Below are 20622 nucleotides of genomic sequence, written 5' to 3'. Positions count from 1 at the left end.
CGCCGGGCGCGCCCCTTGGTCCGTTTCGCCGCCCGACGTGGTCAACCGATGCGGATGCGGCTCAGGTGATCTGGCATGGCCACCCCGTCCAGGTTGGCAGGGTCAGCTTCCGGCGCGTGCAACTGCATCGACATCGGCACCACCCCGGCCCAGATCGGCAGGGTGTAGTCCTCCTCGTCGTCTTTTGGCGGGCCGGTGCGGATCTTGGCGGCGCCTTCGATGATCGGCATCCGCATCAGCGCGGTGGCTTTCATCTCCTGCTCCGTCATCGGGCGCAGTGTCTCCCAACGTCCGGGGAAGACATGGTCGACCATCGCGCGCAGGCTCGCCGCCTTGGCGTGCTCATCCGTGACCCGCTCTGCCGTGCCAAACAGCATCGCCGAGCGAAAGTTGACCGAGTGATGAAACGCCGAACGCGCCAGCACATAGCCATCCATGCAGGTGACCGTCAGGCAGACCGCCGCCCCCTCCATTGCACGCAAGGCGCGGCTGGCGGCGGAGCCATGCCAATAGACGTGATCGCCCTCGCGCCATTGCAAAGTCGGCAGCACCGACGGCGCGCCGTCGAGCTGATAGCCGATATGGCCCAGCGGCATCGCATCCAGCACGCGATAGACCGTTTCCCGGTCATACAGCCCGCGCTCGTGGGTACGACGCAGGCGGCTACGGTTGGTTTTCAGTTCGGTGGCCTCATCAAGCTGGCTCATTGGCTGACCTCTTGTTCCGGGTGTTTTTCATTGTCTCCCGGTGATGGCTATGCGCAAACTGGCCTGCAATAAACGTCCAGTTTCACAGAAAAGATGCATACCAATATGGCCAAGCTGATCGCCAGCCAAGGGCAGGAGCCGCGCTACCGCCAGATCGTCACCGCGCTGCGCCAGCAAATCAGCGACGGTGCGCTGGAGATCGGCAGCCGTCTGCCCTCCAGCCGGGCCTTGGCGCAGGATCTGGGCGTGTCCCGCTCCACGGTGGTCAGCGCTTATGACCAGCTGGTCGCCGAGGGCTATGCCGAGGCGCGGCGCGGTGCCGGTCTGTTTGTCTGCGACGTGGCACCGATCCGCGTGCCGCAAGTGGCGCCCGCGACGCCGCAGCCGCAGGTGCCACCTGCACCCGGCGCGCTGCTGCCCGGCGCGCCCGATCCCGCGGTGTTTCCGGCGCGGCCCTGGGCACGGTGTGTTTCACGTGTGGCAAGGATGGACCCTGGCAGTCTCAGCCATCAGGACGACCCTTTCGGCGACCCGCAGCTGCGTCACGAGATTGCCGCCTATGTCGCCCGCTGGCGTGGCATCACCTGTCGCGGCGAACAGGTTCTGGTGACCAGCGGCGCCCGCGAGGCGCTGGAGCTGGCGATGGATTTCCTGGTCCAGGGCGAGGACATCGCGCTGGAGGCGCCCGGCTTCACCCCGACACAGCGTTTTGCCACCGCTCGGGGCTGGCGCGTGCGCTGGCTGCACGTGAGGGAGCGGGGCGCCTATGTGCCGCGGCACATGGCCAAAGTTACCCTGCTGACACCCTCGCATCAGTTTCCGCTGGGCGGCACCTTGCCGGTGCCACAGCGCCAGGCGTTTCTCCAAGCAGCCAAGGCCCGCGACGGCTGGATCATCGAGGACGATTTCGACAGCGAGTTCCGCTATGCGGGCCAGCCGGTTCCGGCACTGGCGGCGCTGGATGGCGAAGGGCGCTGTATCTACGTGGGCACGTTTTCCAAGACGTTCTCACATGCGTTGCGGCTGGGCTATGCGATCCTGCCGCCCGCGCTGGTACAGCCGTTTCGCGCGCTGTTCCAACACCCCAGCGCCGGGGCTGCGATTACCGCGCAGCGCCCACTGGCCGAGTTCATGGCCTCTGGTCAGTACGACCGCCACATCCGTCGCGCCCGCCGCCTGTACGGCGAACGCTATGCGGCGGCGGCCGATGCCCTGTCCGGGTGGCCTGCCGAGTTGGGGACCTTTTGCCGCCACAACGCCGGGATGCAGATTGCCTTTCACCTTGCCACACCCGAGCCGGACACGGACATCTGCAAACGGGCCGCGGCAGAGGGGCTTGCGGTGCGCCCGCTGTCGCCACTTGACCCCAAAGGACAAGCGCAAGGCCTGCTGATCGGCTTTTGCCAGAGCCCGCCTGCGGATCTGCCGCAGCAGATCAGCCACCTGCGGCAAGTCATTGCGGCAGGCTGATTTCAACGCCGATGATTTTCTCGGCCTATGGGCTTTTCATTTACAATTGCCTCTGTATAAATCTTCGCCATGACCATTTGCGCAGATACCCCCTTTGCCGGTGCCGCTTTTTGCGGTGCATCGCTGCGCGCCCTACTGATCCTAGCCCGCCTCTGAGCGTGCCCTTCCGGCGCGCCCGCTCAGAGGATTGCCGCATGCGCGCCAAAGAAGGCTAATCCGCCCGACAGACGGGCCTAGGACAGAGACAAGAGATACCAACATGACCCATCCTTCCGCAGTTTCCGGCGACAAATCCCGTGTGCTGATCTTCGACACCACCCTGCGCGACGGCGAGCAAAGCCCCGGTGCCACCATGACCCATAACGAGAAGCTTGAAATCGCGTCGCTTCTGGATGACATGGGCGTGGACATCATCGAGGCCGGCTTCCCGATTGCCTCCGAAGGGGATTTCGCCGCCGTGAGCGAGATTGCCGAACGGTCGAAGAATTCGATGATCTGCGGCCTGGCACGCGCCAATTTCAAAGACATCGACCGCTGCGCCGAGGCCGTGCGCAAGGCCGCGCAGCCGCGCATCCACACCTTTATCGGTACCTCGCCGCTGCACCGCGCCATCCCGAACCTGACCATGGATGAGATGGCCGACAAGATCCATGAAACGGTCACCCACGCCCGCAACCTGGTGGACAACGTGCAGTGGTCGCCGATGGATGCGACCCGGACCGAGTGGGATTACCTGTGCCGGGTGATCGAGATCGCGATCAAGGCGGGCGCCACCACCATCAACATCCCCGATACCGTTGGCTATACCGCGCCGATGGAATCCGCGGACCTGATCAAACGCCTGATCGAAACGGTGCCCGGCGCCGATGAGGTGATTTTTGCCACCCATTGCCACAACGACCTCGGCATGGCGACAGCCAACGCGCTGGCGGCCGTGGCAGGCGGTGCGCGCCAGATCGAATGCACCATCAACGGCCTTGGCGAACGGGCGGGCAACACCGCGCTGGAAGAGGTGGTGATGGCGCTGAAGACGCGCAACGACATCATGCCCTGGCACACGAATATCGACACCACCAAGATCATGCATATCTCGCGCCGGGTCTCCACCGTGTCGGGCTTTGTGGTGCAGCCGAATAAGGCCATCGTCGGCAAGAACGCTTTTGCCCATGAATCCGGCATCCACCAGGACGGCATGCTGAAGAACCGCGAGAACTTCGAGATCATGCGGCCCGAGGACGTGGGGCTTTCCGGCACCTCGCTGCCGCTGGGCAAGCATTCCGGCCGCGCAGCGCTGCGCGACAAGCTGGAGCATCTGGGCTATGAGGTCGGCGACAACCAGCTGAAGGACGTGTTCGTCCGCTTCAAGGAGCTGGCCGACCGCAAGAAAGAGGTGTTCGACGACGACCTGATTGCGCTGATGCGCACCGGCAGCGATGCGGAGAACGATTATCTGCAACTGGTGTCGATGAAGGTGGTCTGCGGCACCGGCGGGCCCGCCGAATCGACTGTCGAGATGGAGATCGACGGCAAGGACGTGACCGAAACCGCAGAAGGCGACGGGCCGGTGGATGCCACCTTCAAGGCGATCCGCAAGATCTATCCGAACGCAGCCCGCCTGCAGCTTTACCAAGTGCATGCGGTGACCGAAGGCACCGACGCCCAGGCTACCGTGTCCGTGCGGCTGGAGGAAGACGGCATCATCGCCACCGGCGAAAGCGCGGATACCGACACCATCCTGGCTTCGGCCAAGGCTTATGTGAACGCGCTGAACCGCTTGATCGTGCGCCGCGGCCGGGTCGGCGAGGGCGCCGATACGCGCGAGATTTCCTATAAGGATCTGGCGTAAGCCGCACAGCGGTCCGATGACGACAAAGGGCACCGGCAGTGGTGCCCTTTTTTTATGTTTCATCACAGCCCTTGGACCGTCTCTCAGACACCGCGATGCCAACACTGTGGGCATGCGATGGACCCGCCGCACCAGTGGTTCGGCCCAAACCAGATCCACGCCAATCCGGCCGGGTTATCTGCGCACGGTGGTCTTGAACAGGGCCGACAGCCGTGCGGCCTCATCCGCCGTGCCGTAGGGGGCATTGACGATAAACATGCCGCTGCCCACCATCCGGTGGCCATCGCGCACCGGCGGAAAGCTGACCTCATGGCGCAGCGCGCCTGGCAGCCCCTGCGCCTCCAGCGCGGTCAGCATCGTTTTGTGGGGGGCGTCCTTCAGGATCGGGTACCAAAGGGCGATGGTGCCGACATTCCACTTCCGGTGCAGCTTGGCAAGGATGCCGGGGATGCGCGCGTAGTCGGTCTTGATTTCATAGCTGGGGTCGATCAACAACAGCCCGCGCCGCGGGCTGGGCGGTGCCAGCGACTGGGCCAGCTCGAACCCGTCTTGCTGATGCACATTGGCGCGCCAGGGCCTCAGCGCGCGGCGCAAGGCGGCGTTTTCCTGCGGGTGCAATTCCGCAAAATGCATCGAGTCGCCGGGCCGCAACAGCGAGGCCGCGACCAGGGGCGAGCCGGGATAGGCAGCCGCACCGTGCTGTTTTCGGGTCTCGGCGATGGCGCGGTGCAGCGGGTGGTCCATCGCCAGCGCCTGCCCGGCCAGGACGCGGGTGATGCCCTGTTCCGCCTCGCCGGTCCTCACCGCCTCGGGCGCGTCCAGCTGGTACAGCCCCCGCCCCGCGTGGGTCTCGATATAGCTGAGCGGCTTGTCCTTGCGGGTGAGGTAGCCCAGCATCCAGGCCAGCAGCGCGTGTTTCTGTACGTCGGCCAGGTTTCCGGCATGGTATATGTGCTGATACGAAAGCATCTATCTCGTCTAGCTGCAAATGGCCAAGGGCGGAAGGGGGCGCGGTTGGCCGGTAAACGAAATCTCAACCCCGCGGAGGCACACTGGTGGCAACCTTCCTTGCAGAATGCAGGTCCAGATGCCCGTCAGAACATGCGCCCCAGTCCTATCGTTTTCGGCCCCTGCCGGGCCTGCCCTGGCCTGCCTGTCGCTCTGGCTGCTGTCCGCAATCGGTGCAACGGCGCAAGGGTATTCGCTGGTCGGCAGCCAGTTCTTCCTCCAGCAGGCCTCTGTGTCGCAGCCCGGCGCGGCGCCAGCCCCCGGTCGGGCACCGCAGGCGGCGCGCAGCCTGTTTCCCGATACCGCAGCCGCGCGCGGCGACGATCCGGAGACGACAACTGGTCGCGGCGCGGTCGCGCTTGATCCGCGTGCCGCCAGCCTGTTTCGAGATCGCAGCAGCGGCGGACTGTTTGCGGCGGTCCTGTCGGCCCCGTCGGACCTGAAACGCCTGCTGGACCTGATCGCCAGCGCCGAGGCCGGCAAGGCGCAATATGATGCGGTGCAGTATGGCGCCACCCGCAAACCGCCCAAAAAGCCCACCCAGATGACCATCGCGGAAATCAATGCCTGGATCGACGCCACGCCGGGCCAGCCGCATGCCATTGGCCGCTACCAGCTGATCCCGGCCACCTTCCGGCGGCTGGTCAAGAACCAGGGGGTAAAACCGCAGGCGCGTTTCTCCCCCGCGCTTCAGGACCAGTTGGCCCATCAGCTGATCGAGGAAGCAGGCTATAGTGCCTTCCTTGCGGCCGAAATACCGCGCAAACGCTTCATGCTGAACCTCGCCAAGATCTGGGCCGGGCTGCCGATATCCACTGGAAAGTCCTATTACGAGGGCTACGCCGGCAACAGCGCAAGCCTGACCTACGCCCACTTCAAATCAGAAATGGCGCGGATTTTCCCCGGCTGATCAACAAGCTGCCGCATTCGGCGGCGCAACGCGCGGCGGCGGGGGCCCGGTCTGTCCCGCCCCTTCCCTCCACGCCACTGCCTCGCAAAACAGCGCAGCTGTCCCAGACTTGGCGGAAAGGCGCTGTTTCACCATAATACGCCCTTTCGCGGCCAACCCGTGCCGCTTATAAGGTGTGGACAGGTGGCTTCGCGCGGAGTCGTCCAGAGCATATCGGCAGCACTCACAGGATCCCTTTTACATGGCGCTTTTCGGAAACTTGGGCGGTCTGTTCTCTTCGGACATGGCCATCGACCTCGGCACAGCCAACACGCTGGTCTATGTCAAGGGCCGCGGTGTGATCCTGTCCGAGCCTTCCGTGGTCGCCTACCACGTCAAGGACGGCGTCAAGAAGGTGCTGGCCGTGGGCGAGGACGCCAAGCTGATGCTGGGCCGCACCCCCGGCTCGATCGAGGCGATCCGGCCGATGCGCGAAGGCGTGATCGCCGACTTCGACACCGCCGAAGAGATGATCAAGCACTTCATCCGCAAGGTGCACAAACGCTCGACCTTCTCCAAGCCCAAGATCATCGTCTGCGTGCCGCACGGCGCCACCCCGGTTGAGAAACGCGCGATCCGCCAGTCTGTGCTGTCCGCGGGCGCCCGCCGCGCCGGCCTGATCGCCGAGCCGATTGCGGCTGCGATCGGCGCGGGCATGCCGATCACCGACCCGACCGGCAACATGGTCGTCGACATCGGCGGCGGCACCACCGAGGTCGCCGTCCTGTCGCTGGGCGACATCGTTTACGCCCGCTCTGTCCGGGTTGGCGGCGACCGCATGGACGAGGCGATCATCTCCTACCTGCGGCGGCAGCAGAACCTCCTGGTCGGCGAAGCCACGGCCGAGCGTATCAAGACCTCCATTGGCACCGCGCGCATGCCCGACGACGGGCGCGGCCAGTCGATGCAGATCCGCGGTCGCGACCTGCTGAACGGTGTACCGAAGGAGATCGAGATCTCGCAGGCGCAAGTGGCCGAGGCGCTGGCCGAGCCGGTGCAGCAGATCTGCGAGGCGGTGATGACCGCGCTGGAAACCACTCCGCCGGATCTGGCCGCCGACATTGTTGACCGCGGCGTGATGCTGACTGGTGGCGGCGCGCTGCTGGGCGATCTGGACCTGGCGCTGCGCGAACAGACCGGCTTGGCGGTGTCTATCGCGGATGAAAGCCTCAACTGCGTGGCGCTCGGCACCGGCAAGGCGCTGGAGTACGAAAAGCAGCTGGCCCACGCCATCGACTACGACAGCTGAGACCCCGCCGGGCGGCTCTGCCTGCGAACCGGCGGCAGCCTGACCGGCTGGAAGGAGAGACGTGGCAAAGGACAAGTCACAGCGCGACGATTACGCCACCCCGCTGCGGCGCCTGCTGACCGTGGTGCTGTGCCTGTGCCTGGCTGCGATCTTTATCGTCTGGCGCATTGACAGCCCGCGGGTGGAACGGTTCCGCGCGCAGGTGGTGGACCGGGTGGTGCCCAGCATGGACTGGGCCATGGTGCCGGTGACGGCCACGATCAACCTGCTGCGCGACTTCCAGAGTTATCAGCGGCTGGCGGAACAGAATCGCGAACTGCGCAGCGAACTGCGGCAGATGCGTGCCTGGAAAGAGGCCGCCTTGCAGCTGGAACAGGAAAACGCCCGCCTCCTGGATCTGAACAATGTGCGACTGGATCCGCAGCTGACCTATATCACCGGTGTCGTGATGGCGGACAGCGGCTCCCCCTTCCGGCAATCCGTCCTGTTGAACGTCGGCAGCCGCGACGGGGTGCATGACGGCTGGGCAGCGATGGACGGCATTGGCCTGGTGGGGCGGATTTCCGGCACGGGCCGCAATACGGCGCGGGTGATTCTGCTGACCGATGCCGCCAGCGCGGTGCCCGCCATCATCCAGCCGTCGGGCCAGACGGCGCTGGTGACCGGCGACAACAGCGCCGCCCCGGTGCTGAGCTTTCTGGAGAACCCCGACCTGGTACGCCCCGGCGACCGGGTGATCTCCTCCGGCGACGGCGCGGTGTTTCCCGCCGGGCTGCTGATCGGCCAGGTGGCCAAGGACCGTTCGGGACGGATGCGGGTGCGGTTGTCAGCCGATTACAGCCGGTTGGAATTCCTGCGGGTGCTGCGTCATCACGGCACCGAAGTGCTCGACACGCCGGGCGCCCTAGTCGGCGCACAGCCCGGCGATCCGATGCCGCAACCCCGCCCGCAGGATCTGGGCGGGAACAACGCTGGCCAGGCAGCCGGGGCTGAGAATGGCTAGCACCTCCTCTGCCCGGATCTGGACCATGCGCGCGGCCTACCCCGCGCTGGCGGTGCTGATCATGTTCTTCCACCTGCTGCCGCTGGACACCGAGCCGCGGTTCTGGGCACCGCCGGACCTGTTGCTGCTGATTGCCTTGACCTGGTCGATGCGGCGCCCCGATTTCGTGCCGCCGGTTTCGATCGCCCTTGTGATCCTGCTGGAGGATCTGCTGCTGCTGCGCCCGCCGGGTTTGATGGCCCTGCTAGCGGTCTTGGGCTGCGGTGTTCTGAAGGCACGCGCGGCGCCGCACCGCGAAAGCACCTTTGCCAGCGACTGGCTGGCGGTGGCAGCCGTGGTGACCACCATTGCGGCGCTCAACCGGCTGACGCTGGCGCTGTTCGCGGTGGATCAGGCACCGCTGGGGCTGACCGTCATACAGGTGGTGATGACGATCCTTGCCTATCCGCTGGCGGTCTGGCTCAGCCAGGTTATTCTGGGCGTGCGCAAATTGTCCCCGGCCGAAGCCGAAACGCTGGTACACCGCCGATGAAACGTAACCCCAAGGATCTGGACGCCACCCATGGCAAGCTGACCCGCCGCGCGCTGTTTCTGGGCGGGCTGCAACTGGCCTTTGCCGGCGGGCTGGCGGCGCGGATGCGGTTTCTGCAAATCGATCAGGCCGATGAGTTCCGCCTGCTGGCCGAAGAAAACCGCATCAACATTCGCCTGCTGCCCCCTGCGCGCGGCGAGATCTTCGACCGCCACGGCCAGATCATCGCGCAGAATTCCCCGTCTTATCGCATAACCCTGGTGCCGGAGGACGCGGGCGATTCCGAAGCGGTGATTGCCAAACTGTCAAAACTGCTGCCCTTGGACCCCGAGGACCTGGACCGAGCCCGCGCCGAGATGCGCCGCTCGCCGCCGTTTCTGCCGATCACCCTGGCTGATCGCATCGGTTGGGAGGACATCTCCAAGGTGGCGGTCAATGCCCCGGCCCTGCCCGGCGTGACGCCCGAGGTCGGCCTGACCCGGATCTACCCACAGAGCGAGGATTTTGCCCATGTGGTGGGCTATGTCGGCCCGGTCTCGGATTATGACCTGAGCAAGATGGAAGACCCCGAGCCGGTGCTGATGATCCCGCGGTTCCAGATCGGCAAGGTCGGTTTCGAAGCCAAACGCGAAGATGTCCTGCGCGGCAAGGCGGGCGCCAAGCGGGTCGAGGTCAATGCCACCGGGCGGGTCATGCGCGAGCTGGACCGCCGCGAAGGCATCTCCGGCGCGGACATGCAGCTGACCGTGGACGCCGCCTTGCAGAACTACGTGCAGGCGCGGCTGGGCCGCGAAAGCGCCGCCGCCGTTGTGATCGACTGCGAGGCGGGCGACATCCGTGCGATCTGTTCCTCGCCCAGCTTTGACCCCAACCTGTTCGTGCGGGGCATTTCGGTGGCCGATTACCGGATGCTGACAGAGGACAACTATCGCCCGCTGTCCAACAAGACGGTACAGGGCACCTACCCGCCCGGCTCCACCTTCAAGATGATTACGGCGCTGGCAGCTCTTGAGAACGGCGTTGTTGGTCCGGAAGATACCGTCTGGTGCCCCGGCCACCTGACCGTGGCGGGCCGCCGGTTTCACTGCTGGAAGCGGGCAGGCCATGGGCATGTGGACCTGAACACCTCGCTGAAACGGTCCTGCGATGTCTATTACTACGACATCGCAATCAAGACCGGCATCGACAAGATTTCCGCCATGGCCAACATGTTCGGCCTGGGCGTCAAGCACGACCTGCCGATGTCAGCGGTGGCGCAGGGGATCACCCCGACCAAGGACTGGAAAGAACGCTCCTACGGCAAGGACTGGCGGATCGGCGACACCGCCAACGCCTCGATCGGGCAAGGCTTCATGCTGGCATCCCCCTTGCAACTGGCGGTGATGACGGCGCGGATTGCGACCGGGCGCAACGTCACCCCGCGGCTGCTGAAATCCATCGACGGGGTGGAACAGCCCAGCGGTGCGGGCACGCCACTGGAGCTGAGCGAAAACAACCTGCGCATGGTGCGCAAGGGCATGTATTCCGTCAGCAACGATCGCCGCGGCACCGGCTACCGCTCGCGGATCATCGGCGACGGCATGCGGATGGCCGGCAAGAGCGGCACCAGCCAAGTGCGCAACATCACCGCCGCCGAACGCGCTGCCGGGGTGATCCGCAACGAGGATCTGCCCTGGGAGCGCCGCGACCATGCGCTCTATGTCTGCTACGCCCCCTATGACAACCCGAAGTACGCGGTTGCCGTGGTGGTCGAACATGGCGGCGGCGGCTCCAAGGCGGCCGCACCGATTGCCCGCGACGTGATCCTGCAGGCGCTGTATGACGGCACCCCGCCACTGGAGGCCTATCCCAAGGGGGACCGCAGCCGCATCAAGGCACAGCAGGAACGGCTGGAGCGCGAACGTGTCAAGCGCCCGCTGGGCAGCCGGAGCAGCAAGGCATGAGCTATCTTGAGTACCACGCCAAATCGACGCCCTCGGGGTTTCGCAAGATCCTCTACCTTAACTGGGGACTGCTGCTGCTGCTGGTGACGGTGGCCTGTGTCGGCTTCCTGATGCTGTATTCCGTTGCGGGCGGCTCCTTCACCCCGTGGGTAGAGCCGCAGGTGAAACGGTTTGTTATGGGGCTGGTGCTGCTGTTCGTGGTTGCGATGATCCCGATCTGGTTCTGGCGCAATGTGTCGGTGCTGGCCTATCTCGGATCGCTCGCGCTGCTGGTGGGGGTGGAGTTGTTCGGCTCTGTCGGCATGGGAGCACAGCGCTGGATCGACCTCGGCTTCATGCGGCTGCAACCGTCGGAGGTGACGAAGATCGCCCTGGTGATGCTGCTGGCGGCCTATTACGACTGGCTGCCGCCGGAGAAAACCTCGCGACCCCTGTGGGTTATGCTGCCCGTGGCGCTGATCCTGCTGCCGGTGGCGCTGGTGCTGAAACAGCCGGACCTCGGCACCTCGATCCTGCTGATGGCGGCAGGCGGCGGGGTGATGTTTCTGGCGGGGGTGCACTGGGCCTATTTCGTCGCCGTCATCGCCTCAGGCGTGGGGCTGGTCAGCGCGGTGTTCCAAAGTCGCGGCACCGACTGGCAACTGCTGAAGGATTACCAGTTTCGCCGCATCGACACCTTCCTCGACCCCTCGCAGGATCCCTTGGGCGCGGGCTATCACATTACTCAGTCGAAAATCGCGCTGGGATCCGGCGGCTGGTCCGGGCGCGGCTTCATGCAGGGCACGCAGTCGCGGCTCAACTTCCTGCCGGAGAAGCACACCGACTTCATCTTTACCACGCTGGCGGAGGAGTTTGGCTTCATCGGCGGGGTGACCCTGCTGTTCATCTACATGCTGATCATCCTGTTCTGCATCGCTTCGGCGGTCGCCACCAAGGACCGGTTCTCGTCGCTGGTCATCATGGGCATCGGCCTCAATTTCTTTTTGTTCTTTGCGGTGAACATGTCGATGGTGATGGGGCTGGCGCCAGTGGTGGGCGTGCCCTTGCCGATGGTGTCCTACGGTGGGTCTGCCATGCTGGTGCTGCTGGGCGCCTTTGGCATCGTGCAAAGCGCCCATATCCACCGGCCGCGCCATTCAACCCGCTGAATTTTCGGAGATACCATGACTGTGAACGTCCTGTTTGCCGGCCGCCCGGCCGCCTGGCCCGCCTATGAACCGCAGCTGCAGCGCGCCTTTGACGCACATGGTCTCAGCGTGGATCTGCGGTGCGATTTTGCCCCGCAGGATGTGGATTACATCGTCTATGCCCCAAACGGGCCGGTCAGCGATTTCACCCCCTACACCCGGCTGAAAGCGGTCCTCAGCCTCTGGGCCGGGGTCGAGAAGATCGTGCCCAACACCACCCTGACCGCGCCGCTGACCCGCATGGTGGATGCCGGGCTGGAGCTGGGAATGCGCGAATGGGTGGCCGGACATACACTGCGCTATCATCTTGGGATGGACGCCCAGATCCTTGGCCAGGACGGTCAGTGGAATCCGCAGGTGCCGCCGCTGGCGCGCGATCGCAATGTCACGGTTCTGGGCCTCGGCGCCCTCGGCCGCGCTGCTGCGCAGACTTTGGCGACATTGGGGTTTTGCGTCTCCGGGTGGAGCCGCACCCAGAAGCAGCTGGACGGCATCACCTGCCACGCGGGCGACGCCGGTTTGCGCCGGGCGCTGGAAAAGGCAGAGATCGTGGTCCTGCTGCTGCCTGACACCCCCGCCACGCACAACATCCTGAATGCGCAGACGCTGGCACTGCTGCCGCGCGGTGCCCGGATCATCAATCCGGGCCGCGGGCCGCTGATTGACGATGACGCGCTGTTGGCCGCGCTGGACAGCGGTCATGTCGGACATGCGACGCTGGATGTGTTTCGGGTCGAACCGCTGCCGCCCGAGCACCCCTATTGGAAACATCCCAATGTCACGGTGACGCCGCATATCGCGTCGGAAACCCGCGAAAGCACGGCGGCCGAGGTGATCGCCGAAAACATCCGCCGCAACGAGTCAGGCGCGCCGCTGCTGCACCTCGTCGACCGCAGCCTCGGCTACTAGGCCGAACCCTCGTCAGTTTAAGTATTTTCAACCAGAAAGAAACGGGGAACTCGCCGCGTCTTTCTGGTCTTGAATACTCAATCGCGCCGCCGCAGCGGCCGAGACCGGCCCTATTCTGCGGCCAGCCCGCGCCCTTTCAGCAGCGCCTCCACCCCCGGCAAACGCCCACGGAAGGCGGTGTACAACTGCGCCGGATCGACAGAGCCGCCGGTGGACAGGATGTGCTCCTCCAGCGCCCTGGCGCGTTCGGCATCGAAGGCGCCGCCAGCTTCCTCAAAAGCGGCAAAGGCGTCCGCATCCATCACCTCTGACCACATGTAGCTGTAATAGCCCGAGGAATAGCCGTCGCCCGCAAAGACATGCGCGAAATGCGGCGTGGCGTGGCGCATGGTGATGGCATCCGGCATGCCGATCTCTGCCAGAACCTCGGCCTGTTTCACGATCGGATCTGCCGGGGCGGCTCCATCGTGGAAGGCGAGATCCACCAGCGCCGAGGCAACATATTCCACCGTCTGGAAGCCCATGTCAAAATTGGCCGCTCCCAGCACCTTGTCCAGCATCTCCTGCGGCATCGGCTCGCCGGTTTCGGCATGGGTGGCAAATTCCTGCAGCACTTCGGGCACTTCCAGCCAGTGTTCGTAGAGCTGGCTTGGCAGCTCGACAAAGTCGCGCGCAACGGAGGTGCCGGAGATGCTCTCGTAGGTCACATCCGACAGCATCTGGTGCAGCGCGTGGCCAAATTCGTGGAACAGGGTGCGGGCGTCGTCCCAGGACAGCAGCGCCGGATCGCCCTTGGCAAAGTTGCAGACGTTGATCACCACAGGCGTCTGTTTTTCCGGGAACTTGGCCTGCTGGCGCATGGCCGAACACCAGGCGCCAGAGCGTTTCGAGCCGCGCGCGAAATAGTCGCCGATGAAGACCGCCAAATGCGCGCCGTTCCGGGTCACTTCCCAGGCGCGGCAGTCGGGGTGATAGAGCGGCACGTCCAGCGGCGCAAACTCCAGTCCGAACAGGCGGTTGGCGCAATCGAATGACGCCTCGATCATCCGGTCCAGCTGCAAATAGGGCTTCAGCGCGGCCTCATCCAGGTCGTGCTCCGCGTGGCGGCGCTTGGCGGCGTAGTAGCGCCAGTCCCAAGGCTGCAGATCACCGTTGATGCCGTCGGCCCGCATCATCTGCGTCAGCACCTCGGCATCGGCATCTGCCTGCGCCTTGGCCGGCCCCCAGACGTCCATCAGCAGCTTGCGAACCGCCTCGGGCGTGCCCGCCATCTCGGTTTCCAGCTTGTAGGCGGCAAAGCTGTCATAGCCCAGCAGCCGCGCGCGTTCCTGGCGCAGCGCCAGGATCTCGGCAGCAATCGCCAGGTTGTCGGTGTCGCCGCCATTGGCGCCGCGCGCGGCCCAGGCCCTGAAAGCCTTCTCGCGCAGCTCGCGGCGGGGCGAGAACTGCAGGAACGGCGTAATCAGCGAACGCGACAGCGTGACCACCGGGCCATCGCAGCCCTTCTCCGCACCGGCCGCGCGGGCTGCATCCACCGCAAAGGCGGGAAGCCCCTCCAGCTCCGCCTCGGACAGCTCCATGAACCAGCTGCGTTCATCCGCCAGCAGGTTCTGAGTAAACTGGGTGCCCAGCGTCGCAAGCCGCCCTTTGATCTCCTGCATGCGCAGATCCGCCGCACCTTCCAACGCCGCACCACCGCGCACAAAGCCGCGGTGGGTCAGCATCAGCACGCGCTGCTGCTCGGCAGTCAGGTCCAGCGTATCGCGCTGGTCCCAAACCGCCTTCACCCGCGCATAGAGCGCCTTGTTGGCGGTGATGGCCGAAAAATGCGCCGCCAGCTTTGGTGAAAATTCCCGTTGCAGTTCCTCGCGCCGTGGGTTGCTGTCGGCGCCCGCAACGGTAAAGAACACGCCCAGGACCTGTTCCAGCGCGCGACAGGGGGTTTCCAGCGCCTCGATCACATTGGCAAAGCTGGGCGGCGCGGTATTGCTGGCGATGGCCTCAATCTGCGCGGCGTGATCTGCCAGGGCCTGATCCAGCGCAGGGGTAAAATCCTCGTCCGAGATTTCGGCAAAGGGGGCAATTTCGAACGGTGTGTCCCAGTTGGACAAAAGCGGGTTGGACATGGGCGGGTCTCCTTTGATCGCGACGCTAGCGGCAAAGCCGGGCGGCTGCAATCGGCCCTAGCCGCCTGCCCCGGATACCCCGCCGACACCGACAACCAGCGTCGCGGGGATAATCCGGATCGGCACCCCGGCGATATTGGCGGCCCGCGCGATGCGCCACTCATAGCGGCCGAAATCTCCGTCCGTGTCGATCAGCACCACCACCGCCTCCTTGCCGGTGATCTCGGCGGCAAACAGCGCCTGCTGGATACTGTCGAGGCTGCTGCGCTTGTCGAGACCGAATTCCACCACCCGCACGGCATTCTCGCAATCGGTGCGGATCGAGGCCGCGCCACCGGGATAGGAGAATTCATGCACGGTTTCCGCGCTGCCGCCGAACAGCGCGCCGCAAAGCGCCGAGATAAAGAAAGCCTCGTTCAAATCTGGGGGTCCGATTTCTCAGCGCCTGGTGCTGCACACCGGGCAATCGGAGCGCGCAGCAAGCCGGATCTTGCGAGTCTCGCCATAAAGCCCGTCGTAGATCAGCATTTCGCCCCGCAGCACCGTTCCCGCACCGGTGATCTGCTTCACCGCCTCCTGCGCCATCATCGCCCCGATCACCCCCGGCAGAGGCCCAATCACCCCCGCCTCGGCGCAGCTGGGCGCAAGACCCGCGGCGGTGGCTTCGGGGAAGATGCACTGGTAGCAGGGGCCACCCTCGGAAGGGTGGAACAGGCTGATCTGACCCTCCCACTGCGACAGCGCGCCGGAAATCAACGGCTTGCCCTGCGCCACCGCGTGGCGGTTAGCCAGGTAGCGGGTGTCAAAATTGTCGGTGCCATCCAGGATCAGGTCATAATCGGCAAACAGCTCGGCCGCGATGTCATCGGTCAGGCGGCGATTGTAGGGGCGTACCTCCACATAAGGATTCTGAGCGCGCATCGCGCTTTCGGCCGAGAACACCTTGGGCATGCCGATGTCCTCGTCCCGGTGGATCACCTGGCGCTGCAAATTGGCGTTGTCGACCACGTCATCGTCGATCACCCCGATCGTGCCGACACCAGCGGCGGCCAGATATTGCAGCGCAGGCGCGCCCAGACCGCCGGCACCGATCACCAGCACCCTGGCCTGTTTCAGCTTTTTCTGTCCCACACCGCCGACCTCGCGCAACACGATGTGGCGGGCGTAGCGGTCCAGCTCGCTATCAGAAAAACTGCCGGAGGGCTGCGGTGCGGGCGCGTCCTGCGGCTGGGCGCGGGACTTCAGGGCAGAGACGATACGGGCATAAAACCCGGCGATGATGGCAAGGCCGCCCAGCAGCAACCACGCCGCGACAGAGCCGCCGGTACCCTCACGCAAGGGATGGGCTGCGGGCAGGGTCAGCTGCACCGTCAGCACCGCGGCAAACAGCACAGCCAGCACTGCAATCCGCAGGTTGCGCGGCAGGCCCATGAACCGCCCGCCCCACCAGATCAGCGCCGCCAGGAACAGGATTCGCAGCATCAGCCCCTCCCGGTGGAGCCAAAGCCCCCCGCGCCCCGTGTGGAGTCGCTGAGGGCTTCGGCCAGCTCAAACCGGGCCTGTAAAACCGGTGCCACCACCATCTGGGCGATGCGGTCGCCATGGGCAATCTCGAACCGTTCCTGCCCGGCATTCAACAGGATCACCCCCAATGGCCCCCGGTAATCACTGTCGATGGTGCCGGGTGAATTGGGCAGGGTGATGCCGTGTTTCAGCGCCAGACCCGAGCGCGGCCGCAGCTGCACCTCGTAGCCCGCAGGGATTTCGATGCGCAGCCCGGTCGGCACCAGCGCCCGTGCGCCGGGCGCCAGCTCCAGGCGGCCGCGGTCGGGCAGGTTGGCGCGGATGTCGGCCCCCGCAGCACCCGCCGTTTCATACGAAGGCAGCGGCACGTTCCGGTCCGCGCCGTCCTCATGGATCACACGGATCGTTACCATGCCTGTGCCCCCTTCATCTTTCCGAATATACTCAATTTCACCCGGCCAACGCGGCGGCGATCCGGTCGGCCAGCCGGGCCGCGACCGCGTCTTTGCCCATGCGCGGCCAAGCCTCCGCGCCGTCATCGGAAATCAGCGTCACCGCGTTTTCGCTGCCGCCCATAATGCCGGTTGCGGGCGAGACATCATTGGCGACGATCCAGTCGCAGCCCTTGCGCTCGCGCTTGGCGGTGGCGTTGTCGACCACGTCATTGGTCTCGGCAGCAAAGCCGACCACCAGCGCCGGACGCCCCGCCGTCATCTGCGCCACGCCCTTCAGGATATCCGGGTTTTCTGCAAACTCCAGAACCGGCAGACCGTCCTTGGATTTCTTCAGCTTGCGGTCCGAGGCGCTGGCCACCCGCCAGTCCGCCACAGCCGCGGCAAAGACGCCGACATCGGCGGGCAAGGCGGCCTCCACCGCCGCGGCCATGTCGCGCGCGCTTTCCACCGGCACCACCTGCACGCCCTCGGGCGGCGGCACCTGGGCGGGTCCGGTGATGAACACCACTTCCGCGCCGCGGTCGCGCAAGGCCCGTGCCAGCGCCGTACCCTGCGCCCCGGACGAGCGGTTGGCGATGTAGCGCACCGGGTCGATCGGCTCATGCGTGGGGCCGGAGGTCACCACGATCCGCTTACCCGTCAGCGGCCCCGCCCGCAACTTGGCGGCGATGGCGGTCACGATCTCGTCGGGTTCGGCCATGCGGCCGGGGCCGAATTCGCCGCAAGCCATGCTGCCGTCATTGGGGCCAACCAGCGTGGCACCATCGCCTTGCAGCGTGGTGAAGTTGCGCCGGGTTGCCGGGTGCTCCCACATGCGCACATTCATAGCCGGGGCCAGCAGAACCGGCGTGTCGGTGGCCAGCAGAAGGGTCGAGGCAAGGTCGTTGGCATGGCCCTGCGCCATCTTGGCCATCAGATCGGCCGTCGCGGGGGCCACGACCAAGAGATCCGCGCTGCGAGACAGCTGGATATGGCCCATCTCGGCCTCTGTCGTCAGGTCAAACAGCTCCTGGTGTACGGCCGTGCCAGCCAGCGCCGAGACCGACAGCGGAGTGACAAATTCGGCGCCGGATTTGGTCAGCACCGGCGTCACCCGCGCGCCCTGATCCTGCAGGCGGCGGATAAGTTCGAGCGATTTATAGGCCGCGATTCCGCCGCCGATTATCAAAAGGATATGTTTGCCAGCCAGCATTTGCGCACCTTCAGCCACCGTTGCGGCGACTGTACTGCGCTGCGACAAAAGTGTGAAACGCTTTTCCGGATGGCTAAAATCGCCTCTCCCCTTGCACGGTCGACCCGGTTGTCAGCCGTCAGCATTGCACGTCGCGTGCCGGGCGGCGCACAGAGCCGCGCGCGCGCGCCCAAATCGACAAAGCGCCCCCGGTAGGCGGCGCTTTGCGGTGTTTAAAGATACGGGCATTACGAACTCACGACAGCAACTTGTGAACCTCACGCGATTTGCTTTCAAGGCATTTGCGCATTTTCTGGAACGCCCCGGCCTCCAGCTGGCGCACCCGCTCCTTGGACAGGCCCAGTTCCGTGCCCAGGCTTTCCAACGTGCGTGGCCGATCGCGCAGTTTGCGCTCCGTGATGATGAAACGCTCACGGTCATTCAGCGCCTGCAAGGCACCGACCAGCCATTTACGCAGTTGGCGTCGATCATGGCGCTGCTGCACCAATTCCTCGGCCTGGGTGGTGTCATCCTCCAGTGCGTCGATCCATTCGCGGCCCTCGTCCTCGGTGGATTGCACCGCGTTGAGAGAGAAATCGGCACCCGACAGGCGGCCATCCATCATCTGCACATCGCGCAGCGGCACGCCGATCTCGGTGGCGATCTTCTGATGCAGCTGGTGCTGGTCCAGTCGTGCGCCCTGCGCCCGCGCCTCTCGCTCCAGCTGGGCCTGAACACGGCGCATGTTGAAGAACAGCGACTTTTGCGAGGAGGTTGAGCCCGTACGCACCATCGACCAATTGCGCATCACGTAATCCTGGATCGAGGCCTTGATCCACCAGACGGCATAGGTCGAGAAACGCACTCCGCGATCGGGGTCGAATTTATCTGCCGCCTTCATCAGCCCCAGGCCCGCTTCCTGGATCAGGTCGTTCATCGGCGCCCCGTAGCGTTTGAATTTCGCCGCCATGGAGATCGCCAGCCGCATATAGGCATTGATAAGGCGGTGCAGCGACTGCACGTCGCGGTCGTCGCGCCAAGCATAGGCCAGGCGGCGCTCGGTCTCTGCATCCAGCAACTCCGCCCGCATCGCCTGTTTTGGCAATGGGTTTTCATGTGTATGATCTAGTGCCATAAGATTTCCCCCCGGAAACTAATTAACAAACAACCGCCCTGGGGAAGGCGCATGGAACACAACGGGGCCCGGATCGCCCGCGGACCAAAAGCAACGGCGCATCGGATATGGCTTTAGCCGCATCCACGGGGCCAAACTGGAAAAGTTAAATTGTAATCTGGCCCCTGCGCAGTCTGACCCGGATTGGAAACAGTGGAACCTCGGGCTGCTGCGGTCTCTTGTCTTGACCGGGCCCTGCAGTTACCCACAGGAACGGCTTCGGACCTATAGGTTAGCAAAAAATGTCTGCAAATGTAACGTTTATTCTTGGGGGCGCGGCCTCGGGAAAGTCCGCCTTTGCCGAGCAGTTGTGCGTAAACAGCACAAAAGACAGGGTTTACTGGGCCACTGCACAGATTTTCGACACGGAAATGCGCGAAAAAGTGACTCGGCACCTGACACAGAGAGGCTCTGACTGGACCACTGTTGAAGAGCCGGAAACAGCCAGCCGCGTCTTGTCGGACCTGAGCAGCGCCCAAATCTGCCTGATGGACTGCGCCACGATGTGGCTGACCAACCATCTGCTGGCGGATCACGATCTGACTGAAGCCGAATCAGAGTTGCTGACCGCCATTGACGCCTGCCGCGCGGATCTGGTGATCGTCTCCAACGAAACCGGACTGGGAATCGTGCCGGAAAACGCGCTTGCGCGGCGCTTTCGAGAGGCCCAGGGGCGGCTCAATATTGCGCTGGCAGCGCGGGCGGACCGGGTGGTTCAGGTCACCGCCGGGCTGCCGTTGGTGCTGAAGGGCGCGCTGTGATCACGCGGCTGTTCCTGGTCCGACACGGGCCGACCCACGCAAAATCCATGGTCGGCTGGTCCGACCTGCCCGCCGACCTGTCCGATCGGGCGGCCTTGGCCCGGCTGTCGGCGCATCTACCCCAAGATGCGCTAGTGGTATCCTCGGACCTGGGGCGCGCGGTGGACACCGCCGATGCCATTCAGGGCGGTCGCCAGCGGCTGCCACACTTGTCGGCCTTGCGGGAAATCCACTTTGGCGCCTGGGAGCTGCGCAGCTGGGCGGAGGTGGATGCAGAAGATCCCGACCGCATCCGCGCCTACTGGGAGACACCGGGCGATGTTACCCCGCCGGGGGGCGAAAGCTGGAATCAGGTCTGCGCGCGGGTCGATGCCGCCATCGACGATCTGATTGCCACGCATCAGGGTCGCGATTTGATCGTGGTGGGCCATTTCGGCCAGATTCTGACCCAGATCCAGAGGGCGGCCAGGATTACAGCGGTCGAAGCGTTCGCGCATAAGATCGACAACTTGTCGGTTAGCCACCTGACCTTCGGCCCCAGCGGCTGGGAGCGCGGTGATATAAATAAGATTCTGTGATTTATGCGATCACAAACATTCCATTTCGGA

Annotated in this window: 19 protein-coding genes; 11 read left to right on the top strand and 8 right to left on the bottom strand. The window is 64.8% G+C overall.

Annotation, left to right across the window (positions count from 1 at the left end):
- Positions 1-41: 41 nt before the first annotated feature.
- Positions 42-707, bottom strand: coding sequence for a pyridoxamine 5'-phosphate oxidase family protein (locus tag AC0IPL_RS19200; protein WP_474276709.1), 666 nt, complete (start codon positions 705-707; stop codon positions 42-44).
- A gap of 105 nt (positions 708-812) precedes the next feature.
- Here AC0IPL_RS19200 and pdxR point away from each other — a divergent pair, with 105 nt between their 5' ends.
- Positions 813-2177: a MocR-like pyridoxine biosynthesis transcription factor PdxR gene (gene pdxR / locus AC0IPL_RS19195; RefSeq protein ID WP_474276707.1), complete on the top strand. Its 1365-nt coding sequence runs from the start codon at positions 813-815 to the stop codon at positions 2175-2177.
- A gap of 259 nt (positions 2178-2436) precedes the next feature.
- Positions 2437-4023 carry a 2-isopropylmalate synthase gene (locus AC0IPL_RS19190; RefSeq protein WP_474276705.1) on the top strand — a complete coding sequence of 529 codons (1587 nt, stop codon included), beginning with the start codon at positions 2437-2439 and terminating at the stop codon, positions 4021-4023.
- A 174-nt stretch (positions 4024-4197) separates the two neighbouring features.
- Here the strand turns inward: AC0IPL_RS19190 and AC0IPL_RS19185 are convergent, their stop codons facing one another.
- A complete protein-coding gene (locus tag AC0IPL_RS19185; RefSeq protein ID WP_474276703.1) occupies positions 4198-4992 on the bottom strand; it encodes a 23S rRNA (adenine(2030)-N(6))-methyltransferase RlmJ in 795 nt (264 codons plus the stop codon).
- A 118-nt stretch (positions 4993-5110) separates the two neighbouring features.
- Between AC0IPL_RS19185 and AC0IPL_RS19180 the strand changes: the two genes are divergently transcribed.
- From AC0IPL_RS19180 to AC0IPL_RS19150, 7 genes are all read left to right on the top strand, one after another.
- Positions 5111-5941 (top strand): lysozyme family protein, encoded by an 831-nt coding sequence (locus AC0IPL_RS19180; protein ID WP_474276701.1) that lies wholly within the window; start codon positions 5111-5113, stop codon positions 5939-5941.
- A 241-nt stretch (positions 5942-6182) separates the two neighbouring features.
- A complete protein-coding gene (locus AC0IPL_RS19175) occupies positions 6183-7229 on the top strand; it encodes a rod shape-determining protein (protein WP_027257685.1) in 1047 nt (348 codons plus the stop codon).
- Positions 7230-7290: 61 nt separating this feature from the next.
- Positions 7291-8232 carry a rod shape-determining protein MreC gene (gene mreC / locus AC0IPL_RS19170; RefSeq protein ID WP_474276699.1) on the top strand — a complete coding sequence of 314 codons (942 nt, stop codon included), beginning with the start codon at positions 7291-7293 and terminating at the stop codon, positions 8230-8232.
- Positions 8225-8764 (top strand): rod shape-determining protein MreD, encoded by a 540-nt coding sequence (locus tag AC0IPL_RS19165; protein ID WP_474276697.1) that lies wholly within the window; start codon positions 8225-8227, stop codon positions 8762-8764. The genes mreC and AC0IPL_RS19165 overlap by 8 nt, the downstream gene beginning before the upstream one ends.
- Positions 8761-10707, top strand: coding sequence for a penicillin-binding protein 2 (gene mrdA, locus AC0IPL_RS19160; protein WP_474276695.1), 1947 nt, complete (start codon positions 8761-8763; stop codon positions 10705-10707). Before AC0IPL_RS19165 ends, mrdA begins: the two co-directional genes overlap by 4 nt.
- On the top strand, positions 10704-11855 hold the full coding sequence (rodA, locus tag AC0IPL_RS19155; protein ID WP_474276693.1) for a rod shape-determining protein RodA: 1152 nt from the start codon (positions 10704-10706) through the stop codon (positions 11853-11855). The genes mrdA and rodA overlap by 4 nt, the downstream gene beginning before the upstream one ends.
- 15 nt (positions 11856-11870) lie before the next feature.
- On the top strand, positions 11871-12803 hold the full coding sequence (locus AC0IPL_RS19150) for a 2-hydroxyacid dehydrogenase (RefSeq protein WP_474276691.1): 933 nt from the start codon (positions 11871-11873) through the stop codon (positions 12801-12803).
- Between the two features lie 110 nt (positions 12804-12913).
- Here the strand turns inward: AC0IPL_RS19150 and AC0IPL_RS19145 are convergent, their stop codons facing one another.
- From AC0IPL_RS19145 to AC0IPL_RS19120, 6 genes are all read right to left on the bottom strand, one after another.
- Positions 12914-14929 carry a M3 family metallopeptidase gene (locus tag AC0IPL_RS19145; RefSeq protein ID WP_474276689.1) on the bottom strand — a complete coding sequence of 672 codons (2016 nt, stop codon included), beginning with the start codon at positions 14927-14929 and terminating at the stop codon, positions 12914-12916.
- 57 nt (positions 14930-14986) lie between these two features.
- Positions 14987-15349: a hypothetical protein gene (locus tag AC0IPL_RS19140; RefSeq protein WP_474276687.1), complete on the bottom strand. Its 363-nt coding sequence runs from the start codon at positions 15347-15349 to the stop codon at positions 14987-14989.
- 18 nt (positions 15350-15367) lie between these two features.
- Positions 15368-16411 carry a HesA/MoeB/ThiF family protein gene (locus AC0IPL_RS19135; protein WP_474276685.1) on the bottom strand — a complete coding sequence of 348 codons (1044 nt, stop codon included), beginning with the start codon at positions 16409-16411 and terminating at the stop codon, positions 15368-15370.
- Positions 16411-16866, bottom strand: a complete 456-nt coding sequence (gene dut / locus AC0IPL_RS19130; protein ID WP_474276683.1) for a dUTP diphosphatase — start codon at positions 16864-16866, stop codon at positions 16411-16413. The genes AC0IPL_RS19135 and dut overlap by 1 nt, the downstream gene beginning before the upstream one ends.
- Positions 16867-16903: 37 nt before the next feature.
- Positions 16904-18100 carry a bifunctional phosphopantothenoylcysteine decarboxylase/phosphopantothenate--cysteine ligase CoaBC gene (gene coaBC / locus AC0IPL_RS19125; protein ID WP_474276681.1) on the bottom strand — a complete coding sequence of 399 codons (1197 nt, stop codon included), beginning with the start codon at positions 18098-18100 and terminating at the stop codon, positions 16904-16906.
- Positions 18101-18335: 235 nt separating this feature from the next.
- Complete coding sequence (locus AC0IPL_RS19120) at positions 18336-19214, bottom strand: RNA polymerase factor sigma-32 (RefSeq protein WP_474276679.1); 879 nt, start codon at positions 19212-19214, stop codon at positions 18336-18338.
- 281 nt (positions 19215-19495) lie between these two features.
- Here AC0IPL_RS19120 and cobU point away from each other — a divergent pair, with 281 nt between their 5' ends.
- Together cobU and AC0IPL_RS19110 are read left to right on the top strand one after the other, a co-directional pair.
- Positions 19496-20014 carry a bifunctional adenosylcobinamide kinase/adenosylcobinamide-phosphate guanylyltransferase gene (cobU, locus tag AC0IPL_RS19115; protein WP_474276677.1) on the top strand — a complete coding sequence of 173 codons (519 nt, stop codon included), beginning with the start codon at positions 19496-19498 and terminating at the stop codon, positions 20012-20014.
- On the top strand, positions 20011-20592 hold the full coding sequence (locus AC0IPL_RS19110; protein ID WP_474276675.1) for a histidine phosphatase family protein: 582 nt from the start codon (positions 20011-20013) through the stop codon (positions 20590-20592). Before cobU ends, AC0IPL_RS19110 begins: the two co-directional genes overlap by 4 nt.
- The last annotated feature ends 30 nt before the right edge of the window (positions 20593-20622 follow it).

This window comes from Leisingera sp. SA32 (assembly GCF_056033425.1).
The sequence above is the reverse complement of the archived record's forward strand: the minus strand, read 5'-3'. Positions and strand labels throughout refer to the sequence as shown.

What these genes read in the sequence shown, in the direction of transcription:
- pdxR (WP_474276707.1), top strand. Translation starts at nt 813, where the DNA reads ATGGCCAAGCTGATCGCCAGCCAAGGGCAGGAGCCGCGCTACCGCCAG.
- AC0IPL_RS19120 (WP_474276679.1), bottom strand. Translation starts at nt 19,214, where the DNA reads ATGGCACTAGATCATACACATGAAAACCCATTGCCAAAACAGGCGATG.
- mrdA (WP_474276695.1), top strand. Translation starts at nt 8,761, where the DNA reads ATGAAACGTAACCCCAAGGATCTGGACGCCACCCATGGCAAGCTGACC.
- AC0IPL_RS19135 (WP_474276685.1), bottom strand. Translation starts at nt 16,411, where the DNA reads ATGCTGCGAATCCTGTTCCTGGCGGCGCTGATCTGGTGGGGCGGGCGG.
- AC0IPL_RS19185 (WP_474276703.1), bottom strand. Translation starts at nt 4,992, where the DNA reads ATGCTTTCGTATCAGCACATATACCATGCCGGAAACCTGGCCGACGTA.
- AC0IPL_RS19165 (WP_474276697.1), top strand. Translation starts at nt 8,225, where the DNA reads ATGGCTAGCACCTCCTCTGCCCGGATCTGGACCATGCGCGCGGCCTAC.
- AC0IPL_RS19175 (WP_027257685.1), top strand. Translation starts at nt 6,183, where the DNA reads ATGGCGCTTTTCGGAAACTTGGGCGGTCTGTTCTCTTCGGACATGGCC.
- AC0IPL_RS19200 (WP_474276709.1), bottom strand. Translation starts at nt 707, where the DNA reads ATGAGCCAGCTTGATGAGGCCACCGAACTGAAAACCAACCGTAGCCGC.
- rodA (WP_474276693.1), top strand. Translation starts at nt 10,704, where the DNA reads ATGAGCTATCTTGAGTACCACGCCAAATCGACGCCCTCGGGGTTTCGC.
- AC0IPL_RS19145 (WP_474276689.1), bottom strand. Translation starts at nt 14,929, where the DNA reads ATGTCCAACCCGCTTTTGTCCAACTGGGACACACCGTTCGAAATTGCC.
- AC0IPL_RS19180 (WP_474276701.1), top strand. Translation starts at nt 5,111, where the DNA reads ATGCCCGTCAGAACATGCGCCCCAGTCCTATCGTTTTCGGCCCCTGCC.
- cobU (WP_474276677.1), top strand. Translation starts at nt 19,496, where the DNA reads ATGTCTGCAAATGTAACGTTTATTCTTGGGGGCGCGGCCTCGGGAAAG.
- coaBC (WP_474276681.1), bottom strand. Translation starts at nt 18,100, where the DNA reads ATGCTGGCTGGCAAACATATCCTTTTGATAATCGGCGGCGGAATCGCG.
- dut (WP_474276683.1), bottom strand. Translation starts at nt 16,866, where the DNA reads ATGGTAACGATCCGTGTGATCCATGAGGACGGCGCGGACCGGAACGTG.
- AC0IPL_RS19150 (WP_474276691.1), top strand. Translation starts at nt 11,871, where the DNA reads ATGACTGTGAACGTCCTGTTTGCCGGCCGCCCGGCCGCCTGGCCCGCC.
- AC0IPL_RS19190 (WP_474276705.1), top strand. Translation starts at nt 2,437, where the DNA reads ATGACCCATCCTTCCGCAGTTTCCGGCGACAAATCCCGTGTGCTGATC.